The sequence below is a fragment of the Raoultella sp. T31 genome (assembly GCF_002806725.1).
GTDB classification, from domain to species: domain Bacteria; phylum Pseudomonadota; class Gammaproteobacteria; order Enterobacterales; family Enterobacteriaceae; genus Klebsiella; species Klebsiella electrica.
On record NZ_PIBO01000015.1, the window covers coordinates 64,576 to 83,224 of the forward strand.

12 protein-coding genes are annotated in these 18,649 nt (G+C 54.5%); 5 read left to right on the forward strand and 7 right to left on the reverse strand.

Features of this window, described 5'->3' with window-relative positions; translation table 11 throughout:
• Position 1: 1 nt before the first annotated feature.
• Positions 2-2,392, reverse strand: coding sequence for a maltodextrin phosphorylase (gene malP / locus CWM52_RS12745; RefSeq protein ID WP_100684451.1), 2,391 nt, complete (start codon positions 2,390-2,392; stop codon positions 2-4).
• Between the two features lie 621 nt (positions 2,393-3,013).
• Here malP and malT point away from each other — a divergent pair.
• Positions 3,014-5,719: an HTH-type transcriptional regulator MalT gene (gene malT, locus CWM52_RS12750; protein WP_100684452.1), complete on the forward strand. Its 2,706-nt coding sequence runs from the start codon at positions 3,014-3,016 to the stop codon at positions 5,717-5,719.
• 6 nt (positions 5,720-5,725) lie between these two features.
• Here malT and CWM52_RS12755 read toward each other — a convergent pair whose 3' ends face one another.
• The 3 genes from CWM52_RS12755 to glpE form a co-directional block, all read right to left on the reverse strand.
• Complete coding sequence (locus CWM52_RS12755) at positions 5,726-6,484, reverse strand: DeoR/GlpR family transcriptional regulator (protein WP_100684453.1); 759 nt, start codon at positions 6,482-6,484, stop codon at positions 5,726-5,728.
• Positions 6,485-6,552: 68 nt separating this feature from the next.
• Positions 6,553-7,383: a rhomboid family intramembrane serine protease GlpG gene (gene glpG, locus CWM52_RS12760; protein ID WP_100684454.1), complete on the reverse strand. Its 831-nt coding sequence runs from the start codon at positions 7,381-7,383 to the stop codon at positions 6,553-6,555.
• A gap of 121 nt (positions 7,384-7,504) precedes the next feature.
• Positions 7,505-7,834, reverse strand: a complete 330-nt coding sequence (gene glpE, locus CWM52_RS12765) for a thiosulfate sulfurtransferase GlpE (RefSeq protein ID WP_032690433.1) — start codon at positions 7,832-7,834, stop codon at positions 7,505-7,507.
• A 215-nt stretch (positions 7,835-8,049) separates the two neighbouring features.
• Between glpE and glpD the strand changes: the two genes are divergently transcribed.
• Positions 8,050-9,558, forward strand: coding sequence for a glycerol-3-phosphate dehydrogenase (gene glpD / locus CWM52_RS12770; protein WP_100684455.1), 1,509 nt, complete (start codon positions 8,050-8,052; stop codon positions 9,556-9,558).
• Between the two features lie 68 nt (positions 9,559-9,626).
• On the opposite strand, the gene CWM52_RS12775 is transcribed toward glpD, so the two are convergent.
• Positions 9,627-10,751, reverse strand: coding sequence for a glycerol dehydrogenase (locus tag CWM52_RS12775; protein ID WP_100684456.1), 1,125 nt, complete (start codon positions 10,749-10,751; stop codon positions 9,627-9,629).
• Positions 10,752-11,079: 328 nt separating this feature from the next.
• Here CWM52_RS12775 and CWM52_RS12780 point away from each other — a divergent pair, with 328 nt between their 5' ends.
• Genes CWM52_RS12780 through CWM52_RS12790 form a run of 3 tightly spaced genes read left to right on the forward strand, consistent with a single transcriptional unit; the run spans position 11,080 to position 15,075 of the window.
• Positions 11,080-12,414, forward strand: a complete 1,335-nt coding sequence (locus CWM52_RS12780; protein WP_100684457.1) for an MFS transporter — start codon at positions 11,080-11,082, stop codon at positions 12,412-12,414.
• On the forward strand, positions 12,411-14,126 hold the full coding sequence (gene ilvD / locus CWM52_RS12785; RefSeq protein WP_100684458.1) for a dihydroxy-acid dehydratase: 1,716 nt from the start codon (positions 12,411-12,413) through the stop codon (positions 14,124-14,126). Before CWM52_RS12780 ends, ilvD begins: the two co-directional genes overlap by 4 nt.
• A gap of 43 nt (positions 14,127-14,169) precedes the next feature.
• Entirely contained in the window at positions 14,170-15,075 is a 906-nt protein-coding gene (locus CWM52_RS12790) for a dihydrodipicolinate synthase family protein (protein ID WP_100684459.1), read from the forward strand.
• 179 nt (positions 15,076-15,254) lie between these two features.
• On the opposite strand, the gene CWM52_RS12795 is transcribed toward CWM52_RS12790, so the two are convergent.
• Together CWM52_RS12795 and glgP are read right to left on the reverse strand one after the other, a co-directional pair.
• Positions 15,255-16,010 (reverse strand): IclR family transcriptional regulator, encoded by a 756-nt coding sequence (locus CWM52_RS12795; RefSeq protein ID WP_100684460.1) that lies wholly within the window; start codon positions 16,008-16,010, stop codon positions 15,255-15,257.
• Between the two features lie 189 nt (positions 16,011-16,199).
• Positions 16,200-18,647 carry a glycogen phosphorylase gene (gene glgP / locus CWM52_RS12800; RefSeq protein WP_100684461.1) on the reverse strand — a complete coding sequence of 816 codons (2,448 nt, stop codon included), beginning with the start codon at positions 18,645-18,647 and terminating at the stop codon, positions 16,200-16,202.
• Positions 18,648-18,649: the final 2 nt, after the last annotated feature.

Sequence of the window (18,649 nt, forward strand, 5' to 3'; positions counted from 1 at the left end):
CTTAGCGTTTTGCCTGCCAGATACGTTGTTGATAGTCGCGAATTGAGCGGTCGGAGCTGAACATGCCGCAGCGCGCGCTATTCAGAATCGCCGCGCGGGTCCAGGCTTCCTGGTCACGGTACAACGCATCCACCCGCTTCTGCGCGGCAACATACGCGGCGAAGTCCGCCAGCACCAGGTACGGATCGCCGCCTTTCAGCAGGCTGTGCAGCATCTGGTCGAAAGCATGCTTGTCGCCGTCGCTATACTTGCCGCTTTCCAGCTCTTTCAGGAGCGCATCCAGCAGTTTATCCTTTTTACGCCATTTCAGCGGGTCATAACCTTTCGCTTTCAGCGCCTTAACTTCTTCAACGGTATTACCGAAGATAAAGATATTCTCTTCGCCGACCTGTTCAGCGATTTCAACGTTCGCACCGTCCAGGGTCCCGACGGTCAGCGCGCCGTTCAGCGCCAGCTTCATGTTGCCGGTACCGGAGGCTTCTTTCCCTGCCGTGGAGATCTGTTCCGAGACATCCGCCGCTGGAATCAGCATTTCTGCCGCAGAGACGCAGTAATCCGGCAGGAAGACCACTTTCAGCTTGTCGCCCACCAGCGGATCGTTATTCACCGCTTGCGCCACCTTATTGATAGCAAAAATAATATTTTTCGCCAGATAGTAGCCCGGTGCGGCTTTCGCCCCAAACAGGAACACGCGCGGTACGCGGTCCGCCTGCGGGTTTTCGCGGATTTCTTTGTACTGCGCCAGAATGTTCAGCAGATTAAGATGCTGACGTTTGTACTCGTGCAGACGCTTAATCTGAATATCGAAAATCGCCTGTGGGTTGATCTCGATGCCGGTACGCGCCTTAACAAACTCCGCCAGGCGAACTTTGTTAGCCAGCTTAATTTCACGCCAGGTCTGGCGGAACGCCGCATCGTCGGCATATTTCTCCAGATGGATCAGCTGATCGAGGTCGTTAACCCACTCTTTCTTCAGCGTCTTATCCAGCAGCGCGGCCAGTTCCGGGTTGCATTGTTTAATCCAGCGGCGCGGCGTAATGCCATTGGTCACGTTGTGGAATTTATTCGGCCACAGCTGGTGATATTCCGGGAACAGATCTTTCACCACCAGATCGGAGTGCAGCGCGGCGACGCCGTTGACCGCAAAGCCGCTGACCACGCACAGGTTCGCCATCCGCACCTGCTTGTCATGCACCACCGCCAGCTTCGCCCACACCGGCTTATCGCCAGGCCAGGTTTTCTCGACCAGCTTCTTAAACCTGGCGTTAATTTCTTTGATGATCTGCATATGACGCGGCAGCAGCGCTTTAACCAGCTTCTCGTCCCAGCACTCCAGCGCCTCAGGCATCAGCGTGTGGTTGGTATAGGCGAAGGTTTTGCTGGTCATAGCCCAGGCGTCATCCCAGCTCAGCTGGTGCTCATCGATCAGCACACGCAGCAGTTCAGGAATCGCGATGGTCGGATGGGTATCGTTGAGCTGGATAACTTCATAATCCGCCAGTTCTGCCAGCTTGCGCCCCGCCAGATGGTGGCGACGCAGAATATCGGCAACCGAACAGGCGCACTGGAAGTATTGCTGCATTAAGCGCAGCTTTTTCCCTGCCTGATGGTTATCGTTCGGGTAAAGCACCTTGGTCAGCTTGTCCGCGTCGATGCCCTGCTGCTCTGCGCGCAGGAAATCGCCATCGTTAAATTTGGTCAGGTTAAACGGATGAGCATGGGTCGCCTGCCACAAACGCAGCGGCTGCGCCACGTTATTGCGATACCCCAGCACCGGTAGATCCCAGGCCTGGCCGGTAATCACAAACGCCGGTTCCCAGGCGCCGCTTTTGCTGACCTTACCGCCGATCCCAACCTGCACATCCAGCTGTTCGTTATGACGGAACCACGGGTAGCGGCTACGCCCCCAGTCATCCGGCGCTTCGACCTGCTGACCATCGTCGAAAGACTGGCGGAACAGACCGTACTGATAATTCAGGCCATAGCCGGTCGCCGACTGGCCAACGGTCGCCATCGAGTCGAGGAAACATGCTGCCAGACGGCCCAGTCCCCCGTTGCCGAGACCCGGATCGATCTCTTCTTCCAGCAGGTCGGTCAGGTGAATATCATGCGCCTGCAGCTCATCGCTTACCCCTTGATACCAACCCAGATTCAGCAGATTGTTGCCGGTCAGACGACCGATCAAAAACTCCATTGAGATGTAGTTGACGTGACGCTGCCCTTTGACGGGTTTCACCACCGGTTGAGCTGCCAACAGCTCGGCAAGCGCACCGCTGACGGCGTGCCACCACTGACGCTGGGTCATCTCAGAAGCGGACTGTAAGCCAAAATGCTGCCACTGACGGGTCAGTGCAGCCTGAAACTGATCTTTATTAAAAGAAGTCTGTGACATAAGAAATCCGGGTCCTTTACTAAAACGTTGGCGTTAGTGTGCCGACCTCCTGAAGCAACGTCCTCATCCCGATGGGGATTAGGCAGGGAGGAGCAGCAGGGATGAGCGAAAAGTGTGATCTCGGCCACTATAACGGTAGCTCTCCGCCAGAAATATGCTGAAAAATTCATCGTACAGGAACACTATGTTGCTCTGCACCAGCAGAAGAAAATTTGTTACAGGCCGAGACAACGCGTTGCATAAAACACCGTTACCTGATTATCGCGAAATAAAAATAAGCATTGTGTAAAAATAATCCTTCCTCATGACACAAATACGCCAAAACGATTATTTATAAGACTGGCCTGAAATTAACCGAATAAAAACATACAACTACAAAAAAATGGCGCGAGTGCTATTTTACCCGTACCTGAACCGGGGAAAACCCAGTAACCACGCGTGCTGGTACCGGTTTTACAACCGCAGGGTTTTAATTGGGAATTTGTGACCTGGTGCAAATTCAAGAGCATAAAACCCGGACATAACTTGCAATAATTTTCATTATCGTCGACCTTAATGGTCATTAATTACGAAGCGCAAAAAAAATCGCAAATCCTCTCTTGCACAGCGAAATGATTAACTATGTTGATTCCGTCTAAATTAAGTCGCCCAGTCCGCCTTGAACACACCGTGGTTCGCGAGCGATTGCTGGCTAAACTTTCCGGCGCGAACAATTACCGTCTCGTGTTGGTCACCAGCCCCGCTGGGTACGGCAAGACAACGCTCATCTCTCAGTGGGCGGCGGGGAAAAATGAACTCGGCTGGTTTTCGCTGGATGAAGGCGACAACCAACAGGAGCGTTTTGCCAGCTATCTGCTCGCCGCCATTCAGCAGGCTACCGGCGGCCACTGCGTGGCCAGCGAAACCATGGTGCAAAAACGCCAGTATGCCAGCCTGCCCTCGCTTTTTGCGCAGCTGTTTATCGAACTTGCCGACTGGCAACGCCCGCTGTATCTGGTGATTGATGACTATCATCTGATCAACAATCCGGTGATTCACGATGCGATGCGCTTCTTCCTCCGTCATCAGCCGGAGAACATGACCCTGGTGGTGCTCTCGCGTAACCTGCCGCAGCTCGGCATTGCCAACCTGCGCGTGCGCGAACAACTGCTGGAAATTGGCAGCCGGCAGCTGGCGTTTACCCATCAGGAAGCAAAACTCTTTTTCGACTGTCGCCTGGCCTCACCAATCGAAGCTGAAGACAGCAGCAGGTTGTGCGACGATGTCGCCGGCTGGGCCACAGCGCTGCAGCTTATTGCCCTTTCAGCCCGCCAGAATAACACCTCCGCCCACCACTCCGCCCGTCGTCTTGCCGGTATTAATGCCAGCCATCTCTCTGATTATCTGGTGGATGAGGTTCTGGACAATGTCGACGCGCGTACGCGTAATGTTTTGCTGAAAAGCTCGCTGCTGCGTTCCATGAACGATGCGCTCATCGTTCGCGTGACCGGGGAAGAAAACGGGCAAATGCAGCTGGAAGAGATTGAACGTCAGGGGCTGTTCATGCAGCGGATGGACGACTCCGGCGAATGGTTCCGCTATCACCCCCTGTTTGGCAATTTCCTGCGCCAGCGCTGCCAGTGGGAGCTGGCGATCGAACTCCCGGAGATTCACCGCTCCGCCGCCGAAGGCTGGATGGCGCTGGGTTTCCCGAGCGAAGCCATTCACCACGCGCTGGCGGCCGGCGATGCCAACATGCTGCGTGATATTCTGCTGAACCACGCCTGGGGCATGTTTAACCACAGCGAGCTGGGGCTGCTTGAACAATCGCTGGCGGCGCTGCCCTGGTCAAACCTGCTGGAAAACCCAAAGCTGATTTTGTTACAGGCCTGGCTGATGCAGAGCCAGCACCGTTACAGCGAAGTCAACACCCTGCTGGCTCGCGCCGAGCAGGAAATGAACGTAAAAATGGATACCGCGATGCATGGCGATTTCAACGCCCTGCGGGCACAGGTGGCTATTAATGCCGGCGATCAGGATGAGGCCGAACGTCTGGCGATGGTTGCGTTAGAAGAGCTGCCGCTGGCCTGCTACTACAGCCGAATTGTTGCGACATCGGTCCACGGCGAAGTGCTGCATTGCAAAGGTCAGTTAAGTAAATCGCTGGCGGTCATGCAGCAGACGGAGCAGATGGCACGCCGCCATGACATCTGGCACTACGCGCTGTGGAGCATGATCCAGCAAAGCGAGATTCTCCTGGCCCAGGGCTTCCTGCAGGCCGCCTGGGAAGTTCAGGAGAAAGCGTTCCAGCTTATCCGCGAGCAGCATCTCGAACAGCTGCCGATGCATGAATTCCTGCTACGTATTCGCTCACAGCTGCTGTGGGCCTGGGCGCGTCTGGACGAAGCGGAAGCGTCCGCTCGTAATGGTATGAATGTCCTGTCTGGCTATCAGCCGCAGCAGCAGCTGCAGTGTCTGGCCCTGATGGTGCAGTGCTCGCTGGCGCGTGGCGATCTGGATAACGCCCGCAGCCACCTCAACCGCCTGGAAAACCTGCTCGGCAACGGTCACTACCATAGCGACTGGGTCTCGAATGCCGATAAAGTCCGGGTTATCTACTGGCAGATGGTCGGAGATAAAGCCGCGGCCGCCAACTGGCTGCGCCAGACGCCGAAACCGGAATTCGCTAATAACCACTTCCTGCAAAGCCAGTGGCGCAACATCGCCCGGGCGCAAATTCTGCTGGGTGATTTTGACTCGGCGGAAATGGTGCTGGAAGAGTTAAACGACAATGCCCGCTCGCTGCGCCTGATGAGCGATATTAACCGCAACCTGCTGTTGCTCAACCAGCTTTACTGGCAGGCGGGACGGAAAAGCGAAGCACAGAAAGTGCTGCTGGAGGCGCTCGCGCTCGCCAACCGCACCGGCTTCATCAACCACTTTGTGATTGAAGGCGAAGCTATGGCGCAGCAGCTGCGCCAGCTTATTCAGCTCAATACGCTACCAGAGCTGGAACAACATCGCGCCCAGCGCATCCTGCGCGATATCAACCAGCACCATCGCCATAAGTTTGCCCACTTCGATGAGGGCTTTGTTGAACGGTTACTGAGTCATCCGGAGGTCCCGGAACTGATTCGCACCAGCCCGCTGACCCAACGTGAATGGCAGGTGCTGGGGCTAATCTATTCCGGCTACAGCAACGAACAGATTGCCGGTGAGCTGGACGTGGCGGCCACGACCATTAAAACTCACATTCGTAATCTGTATCAGAAGCTGGGAGTTGCACACCGCCAGGACGCGGTACAGCACGCCCAGCGGTTGCTTAAAATGATGGGATACGGCGTTTAACGCCGTTTAGCACAGTTCCAGCTGAAGATTGTGGTCCTTAATCACCTTCAGTACGCCCGCCGGTGGCATCACATCGGTGTAGACCGCATCGACCATGCTGATGCTGCCCATATTCACCATCGCATTGCGCCCAAATTTCGAATGATCCACCACCAGCATCACGTGGCGAGAGTTTTCAATAATCGCGCGTTTGGTGCGCACCTCATGGTAATCAAACTCCAGCAGCGAACCGTCGCTGTCTACGCCGCTGATACCGAGAATGCCGAAATCAAGGCGAAACTGGGAGATAAAATCCAGCGTCGCTTCGCCGATAATGCCGCCATCCCGGCTGCGCAGCTCGCCGCCCGCCAGAATAATGCGGAAATCCTCTTTCACCATCAGCGTCGTAGCCACGTTCAGGTTGTTGGTGACGATGCGCAGATCGTTATGTTCCAGCAGCGCATGTGCAACCGCTTCCGGCGTGGTGCCGATATCGATAAACAACGTCGCACCATCGGGGATCTGGCTGGCCACCTTGCGGGCGATACGCTCTTTTTCCTGCCTCTGGGTGGCCTTCCTGTCGTGCCAGGAGGTATTTACCGAACTGGAAGGCAGCGCGGCTCCGCCGTGGTGACGCAGGATCATCTTCTGTTCGGCAAGGTCGTTCAGGTCACGACGAATGGTCTGGGGGCTGACGGCAAACTGCTCAACCAGCTCTTCCGTGCTGACATATCCCTGTTTTTTTACCAGCTCGATAATGGCGTCATGACGTTGTGTTTGTTTCATGAAATATCCCTGGAATTATAAGACTCGCATAAAGGCGCTGTCGTTGCAGAGAGCCGGGTAAGGCGGCCCTATGTTCGCTTTCGCACATGTTGCGTATCGACAAACGCCATCGCCAGTCCGGTCAGGAGACCCGCCACATGCGCGCCGTTCGCAATCGACATGCCAAAAACATCAAACCATCCAGCAATTAACCACACTAAAGAGAAGAGAATCAGGCCGCGCTGCAAATAGATGCCGCTTTGCGGATCCCGCTCTCCGCGCAGCCAGACATAGCCCATCAGCGCATAGACGACGCCGGATAATCCCCCAAACCACGGGCCACTAAACTGGTGCTGGATAAACCCGCTTAACAAGGCGCTAATGACGGTAATGACCACCAGCTTACCGCTGCCGATGCGTTTCTCCACCGCTCCGCCGAGGTACCACCACCATAGCAGGTTAAACAGGATATGCATCAGCGAGAAGTGCATGAAAGCGTGGCTAAAATAGCGCCAGACTTCAAATTTCAGCGACGGATCATAAGGCCAGGCCAGCAGCAGCATGACCGGCCGATCGCCGATGATATTTTGCAGCGCAAAGACCAGGATGCAGGCACACAAAATGACCCACGTAAACGGCCCGGCGTTGTGACGCAGGGTGGCAAAGAAAGGGAAACGCTGGTAGTGCAAACCGCTGTTGGTCTGCCCGGATTGCCAGCTGGCCGCCAGATAGCGCGGATCGGCGGGGTTTTCCAGGAAGCGAGCCAGTTCATCCTGCACCCGTCCGGCCTGACTCTCATCGGCCAGCCAGACATCGCTCTGATCATGCTGCTGAATGGTCAGGATAATGCCCTGCGTCGCCATATAGTCGACAAACGCCTGGGCCACACGCGGGTTAGCAAAAGAGGTAATCATTAACATACGGCGGATCGCTTATTCCACACAAAGGGGGCTAGTATATACGAGTTGCAGGAGTGGCGCGCCCTGGGCATCCCTGAAGCAGCCATGCCATCTGCACAAAGACGGTATGGCGTACTAATGCTTAAAGCGCGCCATGTTCCACTTCCGCCGGGAAATGACGATGCCACGCATCGAATCCGCCATCCACGCTGTAAACCTTGTCATAGCCCTGCTGTAGCAGATACTGTGCAGCGCCTTTACTGCTATTGCCGTGGTAGCACATCACCATCACCGCGGTATCAACGTCGTTATCGCGCATGAACGCGCCCAGCGTATCGTTAGTCAGATGAAATGCACCCGGCGTATGCCCCATCGCAAAACTCTGCGGATCGCGGATATCCACCAGCACCGCCATGGCCTGATGCAGTTTCTGGTGCGCTTCTTCAACATTGATACATTCAAAGTGGTCCATGTGCTCTTTCTCTATATATAGCGGAATGATATTGCTGGCAGGTAACCGGCCATGATTCTACTGTCTAGTTTACCGTCAGACGGGAAATAAACGCCAATATGTTACACGCATCACTCCGAAATGTTTTTTTGATGTTACCAATGGCGCGTTTGTTTGCTATATTGAGCGATAACGAACATTTTTGAGCTTAAACGAAAGTGCCAGAGGTAGCGAACGTGGAAACCAAAGATCTGATTGTGATAGGGGGCGGCATCAACGGTGCCGGTATCGCGGCAGACGCCGCCGGGCGTGGTTTATCCGTACTGATGCTGGAAGCGCGCGATCTCGCTTGCGCCACTTCCAGCGCCAGTTCGAAGCTGATTCACGGCGGGCTGCGCTACCTTGAACACTATGAATTCCGCCTGGTCAGCGAAGCGCTGGCCGAACGCGAGGTGCTGTTAAAAATGGCGCCGCATCTCGCTTTTCCCATGCGCTTTCGCCTGCCGCACCGCCCGCACCTGCGTCCGGCCTGGATGATCCGCATCGGTCTGTTTATGTACGATCACCTGGGGAAACGCACCAGCTTACCCGGTTCGACCAGTTTGCGATTTGGCGCAGAATCGGTATTAAAACCTGAAATCGTGCGCGGTTTCGAATATTCCGACTGCTGGGTAGACGATGCGCGTCTGGTACTGGCTAATGCGCAGATGGTGGTCCGCAAAGGTGGCGAGGTCCGGACCCGCACCCGGGCAATTTCGGCGAAACGCGAAAACGGCCTGTGGATTGTCGAGGCGGAAGATATCGATACCGGCGAGAAATTCAGCTGGCAGGCCCGTGGCCTGGTCAATGCGACCGGCCCGTGGGTCAAACACTTCTTTGACGAAGGGATGCATCTGCGCTCGCCGTACGGCATCCGCCTGATTAAAGGTAGCCACATCGTGGTACCGCGCGTGCACACCCAGAAACAGGCCTACATTCTGCAAAACGAAGACAAACGCATTGTGTTCGTGATCCCGTGGATGGATGAGTTCTCGATAATCGGTACCACCGACGTTGAGTACAAAGGCGATCCGCAGAAAGTGGCGATCGATGACCAGGAGATTAACTATCTGCTGAACGCCTATAACGCGCACTTCAAAAAGACGCTGTCCCGCGACGATATCGTCTGGACCTACTCCGGCGTCCGTCCGCTGTGCGATGACGAATCGGATTCGCCGCAGGCGATTACCCGCGATTACACCCTGGATATTCATGACCAACAGGGTCAGGCGCCGCTGCTGTCGGTCTTTGGCGGCAAGCTGACGACCTATCGCAAACTGGCCGAGCACGCGCTGGAAAAACTGACGCCCTACTACAAAGGCATCGGTCCGGCCTGGACCAAAACGGCCGTGCTGCCCGGCGGCGATATCGACGGCGACCGCGACGATTACGCGGCCAAACTGCGCCGCCGGTTCTCATTTATCAGCGAATCGATGGCGCGTCACTATGCCCGCACCTACGGCAGCAACAGCGAGCTGATCCTTGCAGAGGCGGCATCGATAGCGGATCTGGGCGAAGATTTTGGCCATGAGTTCTATGAAGCCGAGCTGAAATACCTGGTGGCGCATGAGTGGGTACGCACTCTTGAGGATGCCATCTGGCGGCGGACGAAACAGGGAATGTGGCTGAATGACCAGCAGCAGGCGCGGATCGGCGCATGGCTGGCGCAGCACGCGGGAAAGTCTGAGCTTTCGCTGGCGTCGTAAATTGACATCACACGCGATATAAGGGGGAATCAACCCCCCTTATGCGCATTAACGGACGCTTTCCTCAATCACTTTCCGCCAGAGGCCGCAACGCCAGCCGCTTTTTTCCGCGCCTGACCAACGGCATCAGCGGCTCGCAATGCCGCCAGCACCGCCTCCGGGGTGATGGTAAACGGCTCGTTATGTATCGTTTCCCCCGTCTGACAAGACGCCCGGGCAACGGCCAGCAGTTCATCATCGCTAACGCCGGCCAGACCAATATCGGCCAGCGTAGTTGGCAAGCCGATATCTTCGCAGAACTGATACACCTCCTCGATCAGCTCAGGCGCTCTATCGGTGAGCATGAGCATTGCCAGCGTGCCAAAAGCGACTTTTTCACCATGCCAGTATTTGTGCGTGGCGGGTAGCACGGTCAGACCGTTATGAATGGCGTGTGCGGCCGCCAGCCCGCCGCTTTCAAAACCGAGCCCGGATAACAGCGTGTTCGCTTCAATAACGTGTTCGAGCGCTGGGGTAACCTGATGTTGTTCGCAGGCCAGTTTCGCCAGACGCCCATAGCGCATTAACGTAGAGTAGCAAAACCGCGCCAGCTCAAATGCGGTCATCGGCCCTGGCCTGGTCGTCATATTCCCGGCCCCTTTGATCCGACAATCTTCCGCTTCAAACCAGGTTGCCAGCGCATCGCCGATCCCAGAAATCAAAAAGCGTACCGGCGCGGCGGCAATAATGCCGCTGTCCACCAGCACAAGCGTCGGGTTACGCGGAATCATCAGGTAGCGTTTGAATTTCCCTTCCGGCGTATAGATAACAACCAGTGAACTGCATGGCGCATCCGTTGAGGCCAGCGTCGGAACCACAGCAATAGGCAGCCGCAGGCTGGCACCGGTCGCTTTCGCCGTATCCAGGGTTTTTCCACCTCCCATACCGACAATCACATCGGCACCGATTTCCTGCGCGCGTGCGCAGATGCGAGCAATTTCCTCATCGCTGCACTCGCTACTGAACACCTCGATATCAAAATCAATCACCCCGTGGAGTGCCGTTGCAACCGTATCCCGGTAGCCATTATGGACAACAGGATCCTGCAAAATCAGCGCCTTATGACCGAGCGCGGCCAGTTCCTGCGGGAGATGCGTTGTCAACGCCCCTTTTCCCTGCACATATCGTGACGGAAAGATCGCGGTAGTAACCATTGTTTCTCCTTAAAAGACAATAAAGTTCAATATATGGAACATAATTTCTATATAAAGAATTTAATGCCGTTTACTCTGAACATACAATGACCAGGTGAGAGCATAATTTTATCCTGTGAGGCAGCGCACAATTTCAGGCTAGCAGGCGCTATTCACTAGCTTACCCACTCTTTTTCACCCTGTTTCCGCTCATTTTTGAAGCAAATCACAAAACATAACCTTACTTAATATATGGAATTGACGCTATATGAATACATCATCATATTATCAATATACAGAACATAAGTTCTATATACAGAACAATAATTTTTAATACTAAAGGGATGCAATGATGAGCATTGAAACAGAGAAACCGACCACACGAGGGCGCTGGCTGCATATTATCCCAGCCACGATCCTCGTTTATATCGTGGCCTATATGGACAGGACCAATATCGCCATTGGGATCGCAGGCGGCATGGATGAAGATTTAGGCATGACCGCTTCTTTTGCCGGTCTGGTCGCCGGGATCTTCTTCATTGGTTATATCTTCCTGCAAATTCCCGGCGGTCAGATAGCCGAGCGTCTCAGCGCCAAAAAATTAATTGCCTGGACTATTGTCGCCTGGGGCGGTTTTGCACTGCTGACCGGCTTTGTTCAGACGCCAACGCAGCTGCTGATTATTCGCTTTGTGCTCGGCGTAGCGGAAGGCGCTGTATACCCCGCTATTCTGGCGCTGATTGGCCACTGGTTCCCCAATGAGGAGCGCGCCAGGGCCATCGCCTATTTCCAGATGAACCTGGCCGCCGCCTCCATCATTACCGGGCCGCTTTCCGGCTGGCTTATCGAAACTTACGGCTGGCGGGAGATGTTTATCATCGAAGGTTTGCTCTCTCTGGGGCTGCTTTTTGTCTGGCTGCCTCTGGTTTCCGATCACCCGCATCAGGCGAAGTGGCTGGATCCGAAAGAGCGCGCCTGGATCGAACAAAAGCTGCTGGCCGATCGCGCATTGAGTATTGGCGGCGAGCAAAGCAGTGTTCGCGGAGTATTAAAAAGCGTCAATCTGTGGAAGCTTGTCGGTATCTATTTCTTCGTACAGGTCGGCTTCTATGGCTTCGCGCTGTGGATGCCTAATCTGATTAAACACCTGACCGGCAGCGGCATGACCATCGTTGGGGCGCTCACCGCAGCGCCTTACGTTCTGTGCATTATCGGCCAGTATTACATTGCCAAATGGTGTGATAAAACCATGAATCGCCGCCTTTACACGGCTATTCCTCTGCTGGGTTTCGCGGTCTGTCTCGCCCTGTCCTTATTACTGAAAGATAACGTCTGGCTCGCCTACGGCATGATGGTGATTTGCGGATTCTTCCTGCAAGCCTATGCCGGCCCATTCTGGACGCTACCCCCCTTACTCTTCGCCCCCAACGTACTCGGCGGCGTGCGTGGCACCATCAACGCGCTCGGCAATATCGGCGGCTTTATCGGGCCCTACCTTGTAGGGCTGTTAACGGTGACGTTCTCGCAAACGGCAGGGATGACCGTACTGGTTGCCGCCCTGCTTATCGCCGTCGGACTGCTTTTCAGCTTGCCTTCTGTTACCGCACGCCCTGCTGGTAGCAGCAACACACCTGACACCCCGACGCCGGGTGCCTCACTTAAACAGGAAGGAATCGCCAAATGAGCCAGAAATGTCAGCATGCTCGCGACCTGTGGTCACAGCTTGACGCCCTGCGTCTTGGAATGAATTACAGCAAAGAAGATGTCAATAAACGACAAATCCTTGTCGATGACTGCTATGGCGAAAGCCATCCTGGTAGCTTCCATCTTAACCAGTTGGGCGATGAAGCCGTACTGGGCGTGCATGAAAGCGGGGGGCGTGCGGTCCGTCACCATGTGACGGATATCTGCGACGGCTGGGGCCAGGGCCACGATGGGATGAACTACATCCTGGCGTCTCGCGAAGCCATTGCCAACATGGTCGAAATTCATGCCTCAGTGGTGCCTTATGATGCCGCGATTCTGATCTCAAGCTGCGATAAATCGATCCCGGCACATCTGATTGCCGCCGCACGCCTCAATCTGCCGCTGCTGCATATTCCCGGCGGCTCCATGCGTCCTGCCCCGAATATGAGTACTTCTGACCTCGGCGGGATCACCGCTAAGTTGAAGAAAGGCGAAATCAGCATTCAACAAGTGGAAGCGATGCAGCAATGCGGTTGCCCTACCGCCGGAGCCTGCCAGTTTATGGGAACCGCCAGCACTATGCAGTGTATGTCGGAGGCATTGGGGCTGGCCCTGCCTGGCAGCGCTCTGCTGCCATCGACCCTGGCGGAAATTCGCCGCGTCGCCCGCACCGCAGGCCACCAGGCGCTGTATCTGGCGGAGAAAAATATCACCACCCATAAGATTCTGACCCCTGCGGCGTTTGAAAACGCGATCAAAGTCCATGCGGCGATCGGCGGCAGCACCAATGCAATGATCCACCTTCCGGCTATCGCTCACGAACTGGGATGGGAGCTGAAGCCTGAACTGTTCGATCGGATCAATAATGAAATCCCTTATCTGACCAACATTCAGCCCAGCGGCGAGTACGTTACCGAAATGATGTGGTTTGCGGGCGGCGTGCCAATGGTGCAGTGGTATCTGCGCGATTATCTGGATCTTGATGCACTTACCGTGACGGGCCGTACGCTCGGTGACAATCTGGAAATGCTCCATCAATCCGGCTTCTTCACCCGCAATCACGGCTACCTCAGCAATTACAAAGTCAGCCCGGAAGAGGTGATTCGGCCACCCGAAAATGCCACTAAGAAAGGGTCGATTGCGGTACTGAAGGGCAACATCGCGCCTGAAGGAGCAGTCATTAAATATGCCGCCTGTGCGCCGGATATGCACCACCATACCGGCCCGGCCCGCGTCTTTAACTCCGAAGAAGATGCCCAGCAGGCGATCATTCATAACCATATCGAACCCGGCGATGTCATTTTTATTCGCTACGAGGGGGCAAAAGGTTCTGGCGCCCCGGAAATGCTGATGACCACCGATGCCATTGTGTATGACAAGCGCCTCGACGGAAAAGTCGCGTTGATTACCGACGGTCGTTTCTCCGGCGCAACCAGCGGGCCATGCGTCGGACACGTTTCGCCGGAAGCGGCCGACGGCGGGCCGATTGCCCTGGTGGAAGATGGCGATTTAATCGAAATGGATGTCAAAGGCCGCAGGCTCAATATCGTTGGCATCGACGGGGTGCACAAAACGGAAGAAGAAATACGCCGCTGCCTTGAAGACCGGCGGGCAAACTGGCAGAAACCCGATTATTCGAACCGTCGCGGTGTCTTTAAACAATTCACTGCTAACGCCGCATCATTAATGGCCGGAGCCTGGCTTAAATAATATCCCTGGCGGGCTTCGGCTCGCCTGTTTTAAGGATCGATACATGACTCAGATTACGAAATTTCACGGCGTATTTCCGCCAGTCCCGACTATTGTTAATGCGCAAGGAGAGTTAGATAAAACCGGTATGGCGACGTTGCTCGATCATCTTATTGCAAGCAAGGTCAACGGCGTATTACTGCTGGGCAGCGGGGGGGAGTTTTGTCATATGACCAAGGCACTGCGCCTGGAAACCGCAGAGTTTTGCGTTCGTCATATTAACCGCCGCATTCCGGTGCTGCTCGGCATTAGCAGCACCAGCACGCAGGAAGTGATTGAGTATGGTCAGCATGCCGACCAGCTCGAAGTCGATGCGGTCCTGGTACTGAATCCGTACTATGCCAGATTAACCGATGAGTATATTTATCATCATTTCAGCACCGTGGCTAATCACATCAAAAGCCCGATCATTCTCTATAATTTCCCGGCGCTAACGGGGCAGGATCTTAGCGTTGATTTAATTACCCGGCTGGCGCAAGACCACCCCAATATTATCGGCATTAAGGATACCGTTGATAATATTAGCCACATCCGTGAAATTATCAATAATGTCAGGCCAGCGCGTCCGGATTTCGTTATTTTCTCCGGCTATGATGAATATATGATGGATACGCTTATTTTAGGCGGCAACGGCGGGATCCCGGCGACGGCGAATTTTGCGCCGCAGCTCACCTGCGGGATCTACCGTGCGTGGTGTGAAAAAGAGTACGAGACGATGTTTGGCTTACAGCGCAGACTGTCCGCACTTTCTACTATTTACAGCCTGGATTCACCTTTCTTCGGGATAATCAAAAAGGCGATTCAGCTGAGCGGAGTTGATATTTCTCCCCACGTGATGCCACCCGTTTTACCGGCAAATGAAGGTCATATTGTTAATCTGAAGCAGGTATTGCTGCGTGCGGGGTTATAAAAGCCTGTATTCGATATCGGGCTGATATTTCTGCCGGGTGGCGGTTGACCCCTTACCCGGCTATCAACATGCGATAAGGTATCTGTAGGTTCATGTAAGCGAAGCGTCGCGGGCTCATTCCTGAGAAGCACGCTTCCTCAGTGCTCTGGGCGGGCTTTACTGTCCGCGCTATGATGATTTCAGCACAGCAGGTGAGTCAGGCTACGGCTGGCATCCATCATTAATGTCGCGAGCGACTCGCGTTTATCGTCAGGGATCTGGAACGCAACGCCTGATACGCTCAACGCGGCAATCACTTTCCCCTGCGCATTGAATACCGGTACCGCAATACAGCGCACGCCAAGGGAGTCCTCTTCGTTGTCATAACCCCAGCCGCGGCGGCGGATTCCAGCAAGCTCCTGCTTGAGGATATTCACATCCGTGATCGTCGTCTGCGTAAAACGCGTCAGTATTTGATCCGAAGGCAGCAGCTCTTCCAGCTCCTCCTCGCTCAGCCATGCAATCAGCACTTTTCCCAGACCTGAGCTATGTAATGAGAGACGCTTGCCTTCCCAGCTTCGTATCACAATAGCCTGCGGACTTTCGACTTTCAGAAGATAAATTGGCGCATCGCCTTCCAGCACGCCAAGATGGCAGGTCAGGCCGGTGTTATCGCGGATCTCTTCGAGAATCGGTAAAGCGATTTTTTTAATGTCATACTGTTCCGCCGCTTTATTACCTAATTCATACAGGCGTAACCCCAGATAATACTTATCTTTTTCCTGGCGTAATAACCCATGTTCCACCATGCCATTCAGCAAAGATGAGGTGCTGCTTTTCGCAATCCCTGAATTTTGATGGATCTGGGTAAACGTTGCGCCGCCGCACTCCAGAAGATAATCAAATACACGCATGGTTTTATCGAGGGCCGGAATAGATGTGGTAATTTTTTTCATATTATTATCAATTAATTATGAATTGTTCTGCTAATACTATACACCAGTACTCAACCCTTTTTCCATCACAGCAGCCAAATGCCGCCAACAGATTCAGCAGACGAATAACCAGCAGCCCGACGCCAAACGTATATTTATAGACCGCGATAAAAAACGGGGCCAGTGGCCCCGTTGTGACTGCGTGACCGGCTACAGCCGTACCGGGTCGATATGCCAGATATGATCGGCATATTCCTGAATCGTACGGTCAGAAGAGAAATAGCCCATATTGGCGATATTATGCATCGCCGTCATCGCCCACTCTTCCGGATGACGATACAGCTCATCCACCTTATCCTGGCAATCCACATAGCTCCGGTAATCAGCCAGTACCTGATAATGGTCGCCAAAGTTGATCAGCGAATCCAGCAGGTCGCGATAGCGGCCCGGCTCCGACGGGCTGAACAGCCCGGTGCCGATTTGCGTCAGCGCCTGATGCAGCTCCGGATCCTGTTCGTAAAATTCCCGCGGCTTATAGCCGTTACGACGCAGCGCCTCAACCTGTTCCGCGGTATTGCCGAAGATAAAGATATTATCCTCACCCACGTGCTCCAGCATCTCGACGTTCGCGCCGTCCAGGGTACCGATGGTCAAGGCACCGTTAAGCGCAAATTTCATATTACTGGTTCCGGAAGCTTCGGTACCCGCCAGCGAGATCTGCTCTGAAAGATCCGCCGCCGGAATAATCAGCTGCGCAAGGCTAACGCTGTAGTTCGGAACAAAGACCACTTTGAGCTTCTCGCCAATCTGCGGATCGTTGTTCACCACCGCCGCCACGTCGTTAATGAGGTGAATAATGTGCTTGGCCATGTAATAAGCCGAGGCGGCTTTACCGGCAAAAATATTCACGCGCGGCACCCATACGGCGTCGGGATCGACCTTAATACGGTTGTAGCGGGTAATGACGTGCAGGATGTTCATCAGCTGACGCTTGTACTCGTGGATACGTTTGATTTGCACGTCAAACAGCGCTTTCGGGTTCACCACCACATTCAACTGATGGGCGATCGCGTTTGCCAGCCGCTGCTTGTTCTCCAGCTTCGCCTGACGTACAGCCTGATTCACCGTCGGATAGTCAATGTGCTGCTCCAGCTCCTTCAGCTGGCTCAGGTCGGTACGCCAGGTACGGCCGATGTTCTCGTCCAGCACCTTTGATAAAGGCGGATTCGCCAGCGCCAGCCAGCGGCGCGGCGTCACGCCGTTGGTGACGTTTGTAAAGCGCATCGGGAAAATCTTCGCGAAGTCGGCAAACAACGACTCCACCATCAGTCGGGAGTGCAGTTCGGAAACGCCGTTTACTTTATGACTAATCACCACCGCCAGCCACGCCATGCGCACGCGACGGCCGTTGGATTCGTCGATAATCGATGTGCGGCTCAGCAGCGCGGTATCATTGGGATACTGCTCCTGCAGCGTCTTCAGGAAGTAGTCATTGATCTCGAAAATAATCTGCAAATGGCGCGGCAGAATTTTGCCCAGCATATCGACAGGCCAGGTCTCCAGCGCTTCGCTCATCAACGTATGGTTGGTGTAGGAGAACACCTGGCAGGTGACTTCAAACGCTTCATCCCAGCCGAACTTATGCTCATCAATCAGCAGGCGCATCAGCTCCGGGATCGACAGCACCGGATGGGTGTCGTTGAGGTGAATCGCTATTTTGTCTGCCAGGTTAGCGAAAGATTTGTGCAGTTGATAATGGCGGCTGAGAATATCCTGCACCGTAGCGGAGACGAGGAAATATTCCTGACGCAAGCGCAGCTCGCGCCCGGAGTAGGTCGAGTCGTCCGGATACAGTACCCGGGAGACGTTTTCAGAATGGTTTTTATCTTCTACCGCCGCGAAGTAATCACCCTGATTAAATTTACCAAGGTTAATCTCGCTGCTGGCCTGAGCGCTCCACAGACGGAGCGTGTTGGTCGCATCGGTATCAAAGCCCGGGATAATCTGATCGTAGGCTTCCGCGAGGATCTCTTCGGTTTCAACCCAGCGCGACTGTTTGCCTTCCTGCTGAATGCGCCCGCCGAAGCGCACTTTGTAACGCGTATTATGCCGCTCAAACTCCCACGGGTTGCCGTACTCAAGCCAGTAATCCGGGGACTCTTTCTGCCGCCCGTCAACGATGTTTTGCTTAAACATCCCGTAGTCATAGCGGATACCGTAACCACGACCAGGCAAGCCTAACGCCGCCAGCGAGTCGAGGAAACAGGCGGCCAGGCGCCCAAGGCCGCCATTGCCCAGCCCCGGGTCATTCTCTTCGTCAATCAGCTCTTCAAGGTTCAGCCCCATCTCTTCCAGTGCGCAGTTCACATCCTCATAGATGCCCAACGACAGCAAGGCGTTAGAGAGCGTACGACCAATCAGAAACTCCATCGACAGGTAATAAACCTGGCGAACCTCCTGAGAAAGCTGAGCGCGATTAGAGCGCAGCCAGCGCTCCACCATACGGTCGCGAACGGCAAACAACGTGGCGTTGAGCCACTCGTGCTTATTGGCAATAGCGGGATCTTTACCAATGATAAACATCAGCTTATAGGCAATAGAGTGCTTTAACGCCTCAACGCTCAGCGTGGGTGATGCGTAGCTAAAGGGTACATTCATCG